The organism is Microcoleus sp. BR0-C5 (assembly GCF_036705045.1).
In the GTDB taxonomy this organism is placed as follows: Bacteria; Cyanobacteriota; Cyanobacteriia; order Cyanobacteriales; family Microcoleaceae; genus Microcoleus.
In genome coordinates, this window is the sequence record NZ_JAUBTR010000015.1 from 22,103 (window position 1) to 36,911 (window position 14,809).

General features: G+C 43.4%; 8 protein-coding genes. 3 read left to right on the forward strand and 5 right to left on the reverse strand.

All coding sequences use genetic code 11. The features are described from left to right. Window positions 1–98: 98 nt before the first annotated feature. A complete protein-coding gene (gene thiO / locus QUB08_RS09850) occupies window positions 99–1,196 on the forward strand; it encodes a glycine oxidase ThiO (RefSeq protein WP_333224579.1) in 1,098 nt (365 codons plus the stop codon). 74 nt (window positions 1,197–1,270) lie between these two features. Here the strand turns inward: thiO and QUB08_RS09855 are convergent, their stop codons facing one another. Beyond that, window positions 1,271–1,738 carry a hypothetical protein gene (locus tag QUB08_RS09855; RefSeq protein ID WP_333127673.1) on the reverse strand — a complete coding sequence of 156 codons (468 nt, stop codon included), beginning with the start codon at window positions 1,736–1,738 and terminating at the stop codon, window positions 1,271–1,273. A gap of 80 nt (window positions 1,739–1,818) precedes the next feature. On the opposite strand from QUB08_RS09855, the gene QUB08_RS09860 reads away from it, so the two are divergent. Beyond that, complete coding sequence (locus tag QUB08_RS09860) at window positions 1,819–2,043, forward strand: hypothetical protein (RefSeq protein ID WP_333224580.1); 225 nt, start codon at window positions 1,819–1,821, stop codon at window positions 2,041–2,043. 258 nt (window positions 2,044–2,301) lie between these two features. Next, window positions 2,302–3,417 carry a fatty acid desaturase gene (locus tag QUB08_RS09865; protein WP_333224581.1) on the forward strand — a complete coding sequence of 372 codons (1,116 nt, stop codon included), beginning with the start codon at window positions 2,302–2,304 and terminating at the stop codon, window positions 3,415–3,417. Between the two features lie 521 nt (window positions 3,418–3,938). Here the strand turns inward: QUB08_RS09865 and QUB08_RS09870 are convergent. The 4 genes from QUB08_RS09870 to QUB08_RS09885 form a co-directional block, all read right to left on the reverse strand. Further along, entirely contained in the window at window positions 3,939–4,292 is a 354-nt protein-coding gene (locus QUB08_RS09870; RefSeq protein ID WP_333224582.1) for a transposase, read from the reverse strand. 1,041 nt (window positions 4,293–5,333) lie between these two features. Then, window positions 5,334–10,673, reverse strand: coding sequence for an AAA family ATPase (locus tag QUB08_RS09875; RefSeq protein ID WP_333224583.1), 5,340 nt, complete (start codon window positions 10,671–10,673; stop codon window positions 5,334–5,336). A gap of 88 nt (window positions 10,674–10,761) precedes the next feature. Then, window positions 10,762–11,841 carry an amidohydrolase family protein gene (locus tag QUB08_RS09880; RefSeq protein ID WP_333224584.1) on the reverse strand — a complete coding sequence of 360 codons (1,080 nt, stop codon included), beginning with the start codon at window positions 11,839–11,841 and terminating at the stop codon, window positions 10,762–10,764. Between the two features lie 150 nt (window positions 11,842–11,991). Beyond that, on the reverse strand, window positions 11,992–14,247 hold the full coding sequence (locus QUB08_RS09885) for a TOMM precursor leader peptide-binding protein (protein ID WP_333224585.1): 2,256 nt from the start codon (window positions 14,245–14,247) through the stop codon (window positions 11,992–11,994). Between the last annotated feature and the right edge of the window lie 562 nt (window positions 14,248–14,809).

Here is a 14,809-nt window from a genome sequence, read left to right on the forward strand (position 1 = left end):
GACTTGCATAATAATTCTAACTGTAAGGTGTGCTTAGCGCACCTTACCCTAAAGAAAGCCGAGAGGTCAAAAAAGCCAGAAAGTCCATATAAAAGTTAATGAATTCATCTAAAGATATTCTGATTATTGGCGGCGGAATAATTGGTCTTTCGCTAGCAGTTGAACTGAAATTGCGAGGGGCATCTGTCGCGGTTCTCACCGCCGATTCTAAACAACCGACGGCCCGGGCTGCAGCCGGAATGCTTGCCCCGCAAGCCGAACGAATTCCCCCCAGTCCGATGTTGGATTTGTGCTTGCAAAGCCGCGCACTGTATCCCGCCTGGGTTGAACAGCTAGAAGACATTACCGGATTGAAAACGGGATATTGGCGATCGGGAATTCTCGCACCAGTTTGTCAAAATGAGCCTCAAGAAAAGCCGCTTTTGTCAAACCTTAATTATCAATGGTTGGACAGAGATACTGTTCGCCAGCACCAGTTTGGATTAGGTCAAGAAGTAATTGGCGGTTGGTGGTATCCTGACGACGCTCAAGTAGACAACCGCGCTTTGTTTCGGACGCTTCAGACCGCAACTAAAGAATTGCAGATTGAGATTATTCAAGGCAATGCAGGGGAAATTATTCGGCAGGGAAACCGAGTTTTTGGCATTGAAACAACAGCAGGAAAACTGCAAGCAGACCGTTATGTTTTGGCGGCGGGTGCTTGGTCTGAGCAGTTATTGAATGTTCCTGTTTTTCCAAGAAAGGGACAAATGCTGTCAGTATGTGTACCAGAAGATTGTGGAGTTATCCAGCCCCTGCAAACCGTTCTATTCGGGACGGGGATTTATATTGTGCCACGTCAAGATGGCAGAATTATTATTGGTGCAACGAGCGAAAATGTGGATTTTACGCCGGGAAATACGCCGGCGGGAATCCAAAGTTTGCTAGCAGGAGCGATTAAGTTATATCCCGAATTACAAAATTATCCGATTCTGGAGTTTTGGTGGGGATTTCGGCCGGCTACGACCGATGAATTGCCGATTTTGGGTGCTAGTGCTTGGGAGAATTTGACATGGGCTACGGGGCATTACCGCAACGGCATTTTGTTGGCTCCGGTGACGGCTAAATTATTGGCGGATTTGATTGGGAATCAGAAATCAGATCCGTTATTGGCTGCTTTTCATTATTCGAGATTTCGAGTTTCAGCACTTACTTGAACCTCTATACGTGGGGTGCAGCGTACCTTACTGCTATAATAGGCGCATCCAACAATTTTTGGGTAAGTCTTGAATTAGTTCGCATCCTGTTTTTTGGGTTGGTTCAATTCCCTGCATTTAGCGGCCGCCAAATCGTAAGCATTTTGGTAATCGCTACCGCCTAACATCAAATCGCCGTAATATTCATAAGGTTGATTGCCATAAACTGGCAGCGGGTCGTCTTCTGGATAATCTTCTTTTGATTCTTCTAGAATTGCTTTGAGTTTCTTGACGCTGAAGCGCTGTACTGGGAAGTAATGAATGTCTTGAGCGAGGAAACCGAGATGGGGAAAAGTTGGGTCAACAATTCGCTCGTCGAGTTCAATCCAGCTATACTCGATGGGTTTATATGGCACTCCCGGCACGGCTAAAAAGCCTTGAACATAAATCGCGCCCTCGGTGGCTAACGCTGCTTTACAAGCGTTGTCAAAGCAGTTTTTACGGTTGCTTTTGATGCGAGCGGCCATTTCAATAGAAAGCGTCTCATCTAATAGTTCGGTCATAACCCATTTCTAGTCGCGTGTGCGATTAGATTGTAGCAAGTTAGAGCTCCGATGATAAAGAACGATCGCCAGCAAGTACGATGATTTATCAAATTCCCGTCTTCAGGAGTAGATACAGAATCAAGCAAAAAGTTGTGGATGTTGTGTCAGCTTTGGTTTCCGGGGCGGGCGGTTTGTCGATCGCCCCTATCACCCTCCCAACGGATAAAAAGTTTTCGCGAGTAGCCCAACTTTTGAGCGTGCGATCGAGTTGGGGTAGAACCCGGTACGGTAAAGTGTGGCACAGACGATGCAAGCAAAAATAGTGGCATATATCACCGAATGCCGATCGTGCAACCAACCAATCATATTAATGCCTTCCGGTGCAGCGATTTGTTCGGCTGTTGACAGGCTTCACAGTTTTTTCTGTAAACAAAGCAGAGTTGTGATAACCTCATAAATGTGCAAAAATCGGTTCCAACAAAACTTTTGGAATAAACGGGGAAAGTCCGGGGTAAATCCGCCGCTGTCCCGCAACTGTGATGCTAAGCGAAGCACTTATCCACACACCATAGACATACTGAATGAAAAACGCGATCAAAAAGTCGGATTTTGTGCTAGCTCCTTATATGAAGAGCAACAACTTGAAAGCTAGTTGCCAAATACTCAATACAGTGGTTCCTTATATATGCTTATGGTTTTTAGCATTTAAAGCTGCTGCCATTTCTGTATTCCTGCTGCCGCCGATAATGGTGTTGATGACACTTTTTTCAGGACGTTGTTTCTCTTTGATGCACGATTGCGGACACTATTCTCTTTTTAGTTCCAAAAAAGTCAATCGCCTTATGGGTTTTCTGCTAGGTATCATCAATGCGATTCCTCAGTACCCCTGGTCGAGGGGACACGCTTATCACCACAAACATAATGGTAATTGGGATATGTACCGAGGCCCTTCGGCGTTGATATCCACCGAAAAATTTGCGGCACTAAGTCCCTTTAGTCAAAAGATGTATCAGTTACTCAGACACCCATTGATGCTGTTTCCCGGTGGTTTTTTCTATCTAATTATTAAGCCACGACTCGCGCTAATCTTAGGAATTACGGGTTTTATCCGACATATTTTTGCTTGTCTAAATCAAGATTTAGGCATGGGTTTATCTGCAATCATTGCTTCTTATAAATCCAAACATTGGTATACGCCGGCTGAATTTTGGGATTTACTGTTCAACAATATTTGTGTTGTTGGTAGCTGGATTTATCTGAGCAACTTACTGGGGTTTGGCTTTTTCTGGAGTGTTTACTCAATTGTCATGACCTGTTCTGCAGCGATATTTATCTGTATTTTCTTTGTTCAGCATAATTTTGACGGTTCCTACGCTCATAAATCCGAAGGTTGGGACTATCTTCGGGGCGCAATTGAAGGCAGTAGTTACCTCAAATTACCGAGTATTCTCAATTGGTTTTCTGCTGATATTGCTTACCACAATATTCATCATCTCTCTGAGCGAATACCTAACTATAATCTTCAGGCTTGTCACAATGCTAATATTCACCTGCTGGCTAATTCAAAATCACTGACAATTCGCGATATTCCTGACTGCTTCCAATTCATTCTTTGGGATGCTGCTTCAGATAGTCTGCAATCGATTAAATTATTTCATCAACAAGAAGAAATTGCCTTGAGTAATATAGCTAATTAAAATCGGTTGGCAATAAATTTGGTTGCTTTTTTATCACCCAAATCCTATGATTAGGGATGCAGCTAGTGGGATAAATTTTAACCGTAACTTTCCTAGTTAAGTAGGTGGTTACAAATAAACATTAGATGGGTCTGGCGGGTTTAACCGGGAGCTATGCTAGCAGCCTGTTATTCTGACAAAACCCGCCCTCCTCGTGACCAGTTTATTTGCACCAACAGGACTTACGCAATGACTATATAGCGCATTAAGGATCTGGCGATCACCAACAGTCTGACTCAGGCGAACACTAGATAAAAAGATAATCAATGTGTGTTTGAATTGAGGAGTTAACTAAATAAATTTCAGCTTAAGAGAGGCATGTTTAAGCTCTTGGCTGAGGTAATCTGCTAACAAACTAGCTTTTAACTGATACCAATTTTCAAAAATCATGCAACAGTAGCTAGGGCTGACAAAATGTAATCCCATCCAGTTATAGATGCTATTGTCTCTGTAGAAAATTCTTTACGATCAGCGCAAATTTTTTATTTAAGACCATCTAAATCATCATAAATGTCCCAACTCAGTTCTTGTTTAATGTGCTGCCATACTCTTTCGATTGGATTCAATTCAGGGCTGTAGGGTGGTTGGAATATCAAGATAACATTATCTGGTATTTTTAGCTTACTACCAGGATGAAATCTCCCATTATCTAATTGGATAAGATTTAAATTATCCGGATATTGTTCTGCTAATTTATCTAAAAATATTTGAAAGCAGAGACCATATAAATGTGAGAACTCTAACCAAAAACTTTCTCCAGTTTTCGGGGCAACTGGCTTATATAAATAGAAGGCTGTAAAATTCCATTGAACTTTACCTTTTGGCTTAACTCTCAAAGCTGTAATTATTTTTCTCTAAATCGTTTTTAAGCCAATTCTAGTTTCATCTTGAGACCAATACTTGACCCCATTTTTTGCTGGCTTAGGAGTCGTATACTCCAACCATCAAGCCATTTTCAGCAATTTATTGAGTGTATTTTTGAAAGCGATAGCTGCTTGCTCATATTTTTTTATACTCTTTGCATCTTGGTACTTTTAGTTTAGCTTTCATTCGATAGTGTAAGTGTTTGTATAATCTGTGAGAATTGAGTGATATTTGAGACCTTTTTTCCACCAATTTCGCAATTTGCTTATAACTCTTGAATTCACAGGACTCATCACTTAACTTTTTTGACAATCCAGCTATTACGTCCTGCAAGAATTACTCGCGGTCTACCCGTTGATTGCCGTATTTCTAACAATCCTGATAGACCGCCAATACTATATTTTTTTAACCATCTATAGCGGTTCTCAAGCGTGGTGAGGTATGCCCACGGAGGCCACGGAGGCCACGGAGGCCACGGAGGCCACGGAGGCCACGGAGGCCATGAGTACCTCATATGAGAGCTCGAAAGGCTATATGTACAGTAACTCTATGTACCCCTAAACGTTCAGCTACATCTGTCAGACTTAGACTATAGCCAGCTTTTAAGCAATAAAGTGCGTGGATTTTTTGTCGATTAATTACAGTTCGTTGTTGTGACAAAATTATTTTCAACTCCTTGACTGTTGCATCAATTCTTTCTTGATAGTTGACCTTCATAAAAAATCCATTAATTTTCTGACCTTGTAGCACTTATTTGGCAAAAGTGGATTAATTCACTTGTGTCATGTGAATAGGGTATTGAGCCGAGATATGTGTAAAAAAGTGCAACATTAATCGCAATGCCTTATCAGGTAAGAGTTTGAAGTGCTACGAAAGCGGTTGATGACAGCTTCGCTATTTTTAGGCCTTCTTGGCTCGCATTTTCAATCACCCAATCTGTACGGTAAGGAATAGCTGCCTCCATGACTTGATGAATGAGCGGAGAATGAAACAGCCCAGTCTCCCCGCCGAGGCTACTTCTGCTTAAGTATCACTAAGGTAATATCATCAAACACTTTTTGTTCGCCGATGTAATGGCGCAAGTCATCAATCGCAGCTTGGCGGATTTCTTCAGCAGTGCGATCGCGATTTCGGCAGATGGATTCTATCAGTGGTTCCACACCGTATAACAAGCCTTGTTCATTTTTCGCTTCTGTAATTCCGTCAGTGTAAAGCACCACCACATCTCCCGGATTTAAGTGGACTTCAGTTGATAGAATGAAATCGGCAATGTCTGAGTCTAAAGCGATCGGGAAGCCTAAATCCATCGTATCGATTCGTTCCACTTCGCCGCTACACCGCACTACAATCACCTCTTCGTGCTGTCCGCTCAAGCGCAGAGTCCCCTCCTCATAGTCTAGCAAACAAAGGCTGAGGTTTCTGTCGCAATTCATGCGGTTTACATTGTCATAAAGAGTGCAATTGATGGCATTTAAAAATCGCACGGGGTCAGTTTCATTGTTCACCATTAGCGTTCGCACGGCAGTTTGCGCCATAATCATTAAAACGCCGCTTTCTAATCCGTGTCCCGTTACGTCGCCGATGCCAATTTTGATGCGATCGCCGTATTGCAGTACATCGTAGTAATCGCCACCTACTTCGTCGGCGGGTTCCATAAAGCCAGCAATATCAAGTCCGGGAATATTACTGAGTTCGCCCTCTTTCGGCAAAATCATTTGTTGCAGTCGGCGCGTCACATCTAACTCAGCACTCATTCGGATATTGTCAGCTTTCAAACGCTTGTTAAGTACCGTAATTTCTTGGTTGGCTGATGCTAATTGGGCAGTGCGTTCATCGACTTTTTGTTCTAAAGTGCGATACAGAATGGCATTTTCAAGGGAGATAGCTGCTTGAGAAGAAAGGATTTTCACAACTTCCAGGCGTTCTGGTGTAAAAGCACCGATCGCGATGTTATTTTCTAAGTAAAGAATGCCAGTCAGTTTGCCTTGATTAACGATGGCGCTACACAAGATTGACTTAGGTTGGTGAGCGAGAATGTAAGGATCGTTGGTAAAAATCCCTTCCCGCGTCGCCTCGCTTAAAACCACATTTTCTTGAGTGCGAGCGACGTAATTGATTATCGCCAAGGGGAGATTTTCGCTGCTAGAAACTGGAAGAGATTGCAGCACTTGGACTTCGCGCTCAATTTCTCCTTGTGCTTGAATTTTTAAAATTCCGTTGTCGGAGAGAATGAGGAAGCCTTTTTGCGCCCCGGCATTTTCGAGGACGAGGTTCGTCAATTTTGCGAGCAATTTATCTAAGACAATTTCCCCGGCAATAGCTTGAGAAGCTTTCACGACTGTAGCTAAATCTAGCGCTTCGCCAGCCCCCGTGCCAGTTGTCGAAGTCGTTTTTGTCCCCTTAACTTGGGTTTTTGCTGCTGAACTTTTGCTAACTAATTGGGGATATTTTTCTTGCAAATCCTCGACTTTACGCTTAGCCCCCCAAAGTAAGTAGCCATACTCAGCCTTCTGCATATAGAATTTGGCAAACTGCTCTTTATTTTTACTCAACCAAAATCTTGCCGCTAGTTCACAGGCTAAGGCTTCATTCTGAATAAAGTCGTTTTCATTTGCGGAGGCGATCGCGCGATCGTACAATTCCAGCACTTCTTCTATATTTTCCCCCGCAATACGGGCCATTTCTGCGGCTACCAAAAGGTACTTATGCAGGTTATTTTCCGGGCAATTGTCTGCCCAAATTTTCATCTGCCCTTGATTGGATTCTAGTTTATTCCAATATTGTTTTTGTTCTGATTCTGAAACATCTGGATAGAGACTCGCTAAAATTAGCGAACTATAAAAGTTCTGTTCAGCTAACTGGTTGTGACCGACCGCATAAATCAGGAGTTTTTCCGCTGCCAAAGCACTCTGGAGAGCTTCCGAATACTTACCGTACAGGTAGAGAGCCTGAGATTCAAAAATATTATATGTGCAAATTCCTAAGAAACTTTGATGAGACTTACAACGTTCGATATATTGCTCTTTGCTACTAATTTCCTCCGTCTTTAAACTGAACTTTTCTGAGCCGATCCCGGTCAAATTCCAGATTATTGCTTTACCCGATAGAATGATATCAATAGCCCAATTATTTTCTGTTTTTTCGTTAAAATTCAAATAGTTGGGAATATCCTTTGCCAGGTTTTCCAGATTTTTACCCTGAAAGAAAGCATTGAGTAATTTGTACTTAAGAATGTATCCAGCCCATTGAAGTTCCCCAGATTGTAAACCTGCATAATACCCCGCATCTAAAATAGGATCTGCCCATCTTAGATGATTGACCCAGATCCCGATTTCAGTAGTGACAATAACAGCAATTTTACATTGTTGACTCAGATTATTCGTTTTTTCTGTTAGTTTTTGAGCTAACATAGCTAGCTGATAACCGCCTTGATAATCCCCCAAAGAAACTAGCACAAGTCCGTGATTTGCGTAGCCAATCGGCGATTCGGAAGAAGGCCCATATTTGAGAGAGAGATTCGACGCTTTTAGATTAACTACAGGAAATAGTGCCTGATCTGCGACGAAAGTAGGCGCTGCCAGATTTGCCAGCAATTGCAAGGCAACCTTTTTTTCTGGATCTTGAACCTCTTGTTGATCAATAAACGAGGCAATATCCCGATTGTTAAGATTTTCTTTTGCCTGCGCTAGTTCGACGCTAACAGCCGTTTGTAGGTCTTCTTCAGGTAACTCGACACCAACTAGCTTAAGAGCTTTTCGACCTGTCTGAATCGCCTCTAATGGCTTGGCTCGCAAGGTATATTGCACGATCAATAACTTGTAAATTTCTGCCTTTTCTAGTGCTGATTTTGTCCGTTCTAATGTCTGGTTAATCAAAGCTTCTGATTGCTCGAAGTTGCCTTTTAAGTATTCAACGTCAGCCAGATCTTTATATAGAGATAAAGTCAGGTCGTAATTCTCATCCCAGTCATTACCGCGCAAACAATCCAAACCTGCGGTCAAATATTGACTAGCCGCAGCGTAGGCTGTTGCGTCTTTAGCTTTTTTACCAGCTTCTAAATTCAAGTTAGCCAATTCATTTAGTTCTTGGGAATCGGCAACTAATTCTCGCCCCACATTCAGGTGATCTGCCACCTCAAAAATTCTTGTATCGCGCTCTTGTGGGGATATTTTTTCCAGCATTAGCCGACCAATCTTGAGATGAACTGCTTTTTTCTGCTCGTCATCAATGAGAGCATAAGCTGCCTGTTGCACGCGGTCATGTAGAAATTTAAAATTAACAATTAATAGTTGAACGTCAGAAATTTGAAGCTCTTCTTCTGGCGCAATTTCTAACTCGGAAGTGGGAATCACTAAGCCTTCCTGAATTGCGCTCTTTAAGTCGCGAAAAGTTTCTCCGGCTGATTTTTCGTTAACGATCGCGAGAGTTGCCAGTTGAAAGCGGTTGCCCACACAAGCTGCCAAACGTAAAACTTGTTGTGTAGCGATCGCGAATTTCTTCAACTTTGCAAGCATCAACTCCACTACGTTTTCGGTAATATCCATCGCCTCAATTTGAGCGATACTCCATTGCCATTTTCCTTGGCTTCCAGCTTGAGGAACGCTGAAAGTAAGTAGGTTTTCTTGATAAAGTGTTTTCAGAAATTGATTGACAAAGAAGGGATTGCCGTTGGTTTTACGTCTGAGCAAATCTCCTAATGGTTTGACGGCTTCAAAGTCGCACTTCAAAGTATCAACAAGTATCTGGTTAATATGCTCTATTTCGAGAGGGGTTAAGATAATTTGGTTAATAATCGCTCCTGACTTTCTTAACCCGTCAAGAGTCATCATCAAAGGATGGGTTGGGCTGACTTCATTATCCCGATACGCACCAATCATCAACAGATATTGCATATTTTCATCTGTCATTATCAGTTGAATTAATTTCAAAGTGGCAGAGTCAGCCCACTGGAGATCATCCAAAAAGATAACTAACGGATGCTCTTTTTGGCAAAATACCTGAATGAAATTTTGAAAGACCAAATTAAAGCGGTTTTGAGATTCAGTAGGGCCGAGTTCTTGCACCGGAGGCTGTTTGCCAACAATCAGCTCTACTTCTGGAATTACATCAATAATTACCTGTCCATTTTGACCCAAAGCGGCTAAAAGCTTCTCTCGCCAGTTGTTAAGTTGCGATTCACTTTCGGTTAAGATTTGCCGCACCAGTTCAGAAAATACTCTGACGACAGCAGAGTAGGGAATATTCCGCTGAAATTGGTCAAATTTACCCGAACTGAAATAACCTTTCTGCTGCGTAATCGGTTTATAGATTTCCTGCACCAGCACTGATTTTCCAATGCCAGAATAACCCGCCACCAACATCATTTCAATTTTGGATTTTGAATTTTCTGTTGCTGAATCTGCTACTCGGTCAAAGGCTGCTAGTAGAGTTTCAATTTCTCGCTCTCTGCCATAGAGTTTTTGAGGAATTTGAAACTTATCAGAAATATCCTGAGCCCCGAGGGAGAAATTGGAAATATGGCCGGTAGTCTGTAATTGATTCAGGCATAATTCTAAATCAGATTTTAATCCCCAGGCACTTTGATATCGTTCTTCAGCGGTTTTCGCTAATAATTTCATTACAATAGCTGAAACGGCTAAGGGAATCTCAGGGATCTGTTCGTGAGGCGGTATAGGTTCTTTGGCAATATGGCAGTGAACCAACTCCATTGCATCGGTTGTTTCAAAAGGGAGTTTCTGAGTTAGCATTTCATAGAACGTTGCACCCAGGGAGTAGAAATCTGTTCGGTAATCGAGCGCCCGGTTCATTCTTCCGGTTTGCTCCGGCGATATATAGGCTAAGGTTCCTTCTAATACATTCGGATTGCGAATCGTGGGATTTTCGCGCAATAATACCGTCGAAATTCCGAAGTCGATGATTTTGAGTATCCCCGTTTCTGGGTTAAAAACTATGTTGGAGGGGTTAATGTCTTTGTGGATGATATTGGCAGCGTGAATAGCGCTCAGAATTTCAGAAATTTTTATACCCAGTCTTAAAAATTCTTCCAGCGTGATTTTTAGTTCTGCCATCAATATCTTTAAGGAATTCCCACCAAAATCCTCCAAAATCATTACTAGAGTATTTTGATATTTCTGTAAGTCATAGACTTTGATAATACTATCCAGATTCAGAGAGCGGGTAATTTCATATTCCTGTTTATATCGGGTCAGTTCTGCGGGGGTGGGATAATCTTCTTTCAGAATTTTAAGAATAACGGGTTGATTGTCTGACTCTCGGTAGCCCCGAAAAACCAAGGAATTGGAACTTTCATATATTTCTGATAAAATCTGATAGCCGATAATTTTACGGTTCATGCCTTAGTTAAGAGATGATGTGGATTCAAAAAATAGGTCGTTGTTAGTAGCCTAGATCGTCGGTCAAGTATGAGTAAAATATTTATTTTTACCCTCCATAAAAGCGAAAGGGATTGTCCCAGAGGATTTTTTTTACGGTTTTTTCGGATAGGCGATCGCTCAGCGCGACAACTTCGGCGATAACGTCTGGCTGATGATCGATGTGAGGGAAATCAGAACCGAAGATCAGATTATCCGTGCCGATGTAGTCAATTGTCTCAGCTAAATAAGGCTCAGAAGGTTCAAAGGAGATGAAGCACTGACGGCGAAAATACTCCGAAGGCTTCATTTTAACACGATCTTTGACTTCCCAGCCGAGGTCGCTATATTCGCGATCGAGCCGCCACAGCCAGTAGGGTAGCCAGCCGCAACCCGACTCCAGAAAGCCTACTCTGAGTTGGGGATGGCGTTCCAACACTCCTCCTTCGATGAGGGCCAACAGCGCCATCATCTGTTCCATTGGATGCGAACAGGCGTGCATGGCAAATCGGGTGTTAAACCGATCCGATCCGGTGGTTGGTAGGTGGGAATGAGTGCCTTCGTGGAGGCTGACGGCAATCCCCAACTGCTCGCATTCGCTCCAAAATGGCTCGTAAGCAAGGTCGGAAAGCAGTCGTCCCTTGACTGGGTTGGGGCGCAAAAACACGGCTTTCCATCCAAATTCTGCGATGCGACGCAGTTCTGGCACCATTTCTTCGGGAGCGTGGAGATTAATCGCACCGACTCCTCTAAGAATCTGGGGGTCATAGCTGCAAAAGTCTCGCAGCCAATTGTTGTAGGCGCGGGTAAATGCACCTGCCAGTTGTGCATCCATTGTATCGACGGCAAGCAGCCACAGTCCCATTGTGGGATACAAAAATGCGATATCAGCTCCCATTTTCGCGATCGCCTTTACCTGAGAACAGGGATCGTAGCGATCGATTCCGTAGCTGGTGAAATCCCGGATTGCCACTTTCAGCCCTTCCTCTTGGTGTTGGCGGGTTATCTTCTGATAAATCGGTTGACCATCAACTTTCAGTTCTGGCGATGGCGCTCGGTTTTTAAAGGCTGGTTCGAGGTAGTTTTTCCACAGGTCAATTGGCTCTAAAATGTGGCAATCTGCATCGATGATTGGATAGGGCTTCAACATAAGATTCTTGAGATTTTTAAAATTGGACAAACTTTGTAGGGGCAATCCCCCTGTGGTTGCCCCATCTTTGGGGGCGGGCACGGGGGCACCGCCCCTACAATTTTATACAAATGATTGAGAATTTTTCTATTATCCATAAGCCTAAACCTCTCAGAAAAAAGCTGGTAGGGGATTCAAATTTTCCTCATTCAAAGCTTTAGCTAGCCAACCCATTTTAAGGGGTACATCGTAGAGCCTACCAGGGGCAAATCTCGGCCAAAAATGCCGCAGTCCGGGTACAATTACTTTAACAACGGATAAGCCTAAATCAGGGCGGCTTTGGTCTAAAACAATTGTTTCTAATCCGTTTTTTCGGGCAATTTCTACGCAGTTCATTACGTCTGTATAAATATCGTCGCTCCACTGTTTGAGATAGTCACCAAGTGTTTTTGAGGCAACTGTTTGATCTGGCAATAAATAGGGGTGTTGAGCGACTGTTGCACTCTTCCACCATTCGATCGCTTCTCTGTCGCGATCGCGATCGGCACTCTTTGGATCGAGTATGCCAAAAAACGCAGCAGGCAGCGATTGATTCAGTTCGGTTAAGGCCCGTAGCAGGGCTATTTGCGGGTCAAAATGCGCCCCGAAACCCATAATAATATTCTCTTCTTCACGGTCATTGCGGCGCGAAATAGCGGCAAATACGGGAATGTTTAAATCGCTGGTAAGGTCGAGTACCCAGAGGTCGCGCTGAAGCGTTTTGTAATGCGCCTCTATTTCCTGAAAATACGGCTCGTCAAAGCTGGAAAGATCCGCTGCTGGTTTTTTCAATCGGTTATACCACCACAGGGCAATACTGTCTCGTTCTACTAATTCCATGAAGCCTTGGAGGATTGCTTCTTCTAAGTAGTTTCCGGCGGCGCATCCATTGGAGTTGGCAACAGCAAAGGGGGCATGATATTTTTGGGAATAACCGCTGTAACAGTAGGCAGTGGGGATGTATCGAGGCGCGTTGTGAGTTAACGACCAAGCTGGACTCCACTCGATTTCTACCTCTTGGTTGAATGGTTCTGGAATCCAGTTAAATCTGATGCGACCGCTATTCAATTGCTTACGATTTGAAAACTGCTTTTCGCTAAAAAGCATACAAGTGTTTGGGTGAATTGCGACACTCCCCAAGTCTTTTAACTTCCCTCGGATTCTGGCTTCATCTCCTTGAAATGCGATGGAGTAGCGCTCGATTGCTTCGCTCAAGGCGCTGACTTTTGCCTGAGTGTCGCTTTTTCCCTTACCGTAAGATTCGCTACGCAGGCTTTCTTGCAATTCATTTAAGTCTGCGATCGCGCCGACTAAGCCGTAACCGGCACGGTAGGAAGTTGTCAGTCCGTTTTCTTCCTCCCAGGTAGAAATTCGCTGAAGAATGCTGATAATGCCCGTAATTGGGCTGACGTGATGCTCTAAGTTTTTCAAGGTTTGTTCTGGCGAGATGCAGCGGTGTCCGCCATCGCGAGTAAAAGATTTCTTACGACTAGAAAGAGCGATGGGTGCTGATTGTTTGGTTGCGAAATCTTGCGGGTTTCCGCAGCACGGACATTGGGGACGCTGCACGAGAATGTGATTGCGTTTTTCTAGAGAAAGCGCGTTTAAGGTGATGATATTGCCTTTGAGAGATTCGCTGCGATCGCAGGCGATCCATTTAGCAAGTTCGGTGGCGGCGATGCCGTAGGCTGTAGCTAGGGTTGATGGCAATGCAGATAAAGAAGTGGGGAAAGATAAGGTATTTTTTTGCTGTTGCAGGTAATTTTCTACTTTGCGGTGCGATCGCAGTCGGTGCGCTAAACATTCCCAGCAGCCAGTTTTGCCGGGGACAAAAATCGGGCCTATCCAAATTTCTATTCCTAATGGTTTAACGAGCATCCAGGGGCGATCGCACCGCAAGGCTTTTTGATTAATTTCTTCTAAATCTTCTTGCAGGTAATCGTCGGTTAGCACGACAAAGCGATCGCCATTTTCGCCGAGTTTCACTCCAACAGATGCGAGCATTTCTTTGAATGGTTCGGTGTCGATTTCACCCAAGGAAATTACAGAAAAAATCGTTTCTTGGAGGTGTTTTTCAGCTATTTCTGGATCGACTTTTAGCATTTCCCAAAAAGCAGCTTTTTCGGCGGACACGGAGGGATCGGCATCTGTAATATAGCCTTGACTTTGCAGGCGATCGAGCAGATAGAATATTTCGGGAGCCGATAGTTGCTCCTGAAGAAGGTTGATAATTTCTTCTATTGCGTGTTGTCCGTCAAGGAACGGGGCCAGCATTATGTAAGCAGACCCGCGAAGCAGAAAATATTCTTTTTCAGTAATTAAAAAGCAGCCTTCTGAGGGAACTATTTCGCAACGATAACACTGCTTAAACTTCGGTTGGCGAATCATTTTTGTTTTTAAGTATTTTATCTGAGATGTTAATCTCCTTATATTTTGTAAAGGGTGATACTGTCCGGTTCTATAAATTGTCTGTTACCTGACAGAGGACAGTACAATTCAATTGATTAAGAGCGATCGCAAGTAGAGCGTCGGTTCAGTATTGACTTGTGGGTAAATAAACGGGATTTCTGTTACTTTTAAGGAGCGGAATTTTGGAATACTAACAAAGAAACCCAGTTACTATAATAATTACTAAACCGACGCTCTTGGTAGGTTCTGAGTTCAAGTAAACCGCAGGATTCCGAAGAATCCTTCGTGATCGGCAAACGCGGCGAGCTCTTCTACGCTTGAATTATGTAACCTTGCCGGTAATGTAGGAAGTGGAAAGACAGCACCACCATGCGACAGAATCGTATGATGGTGCGGGTTGTGCGGATCTGACTCTAATGCTGCTTTCGGGTCATGTGTCAAGAGTTTAAAAAACTCTGGATCTGTCCAAGCACGGGCGACAACATGAGCCCAGGCAGTCTGTAAGTCTGGAGGGTATGTGTTTGGCATGATTTTACCTTCT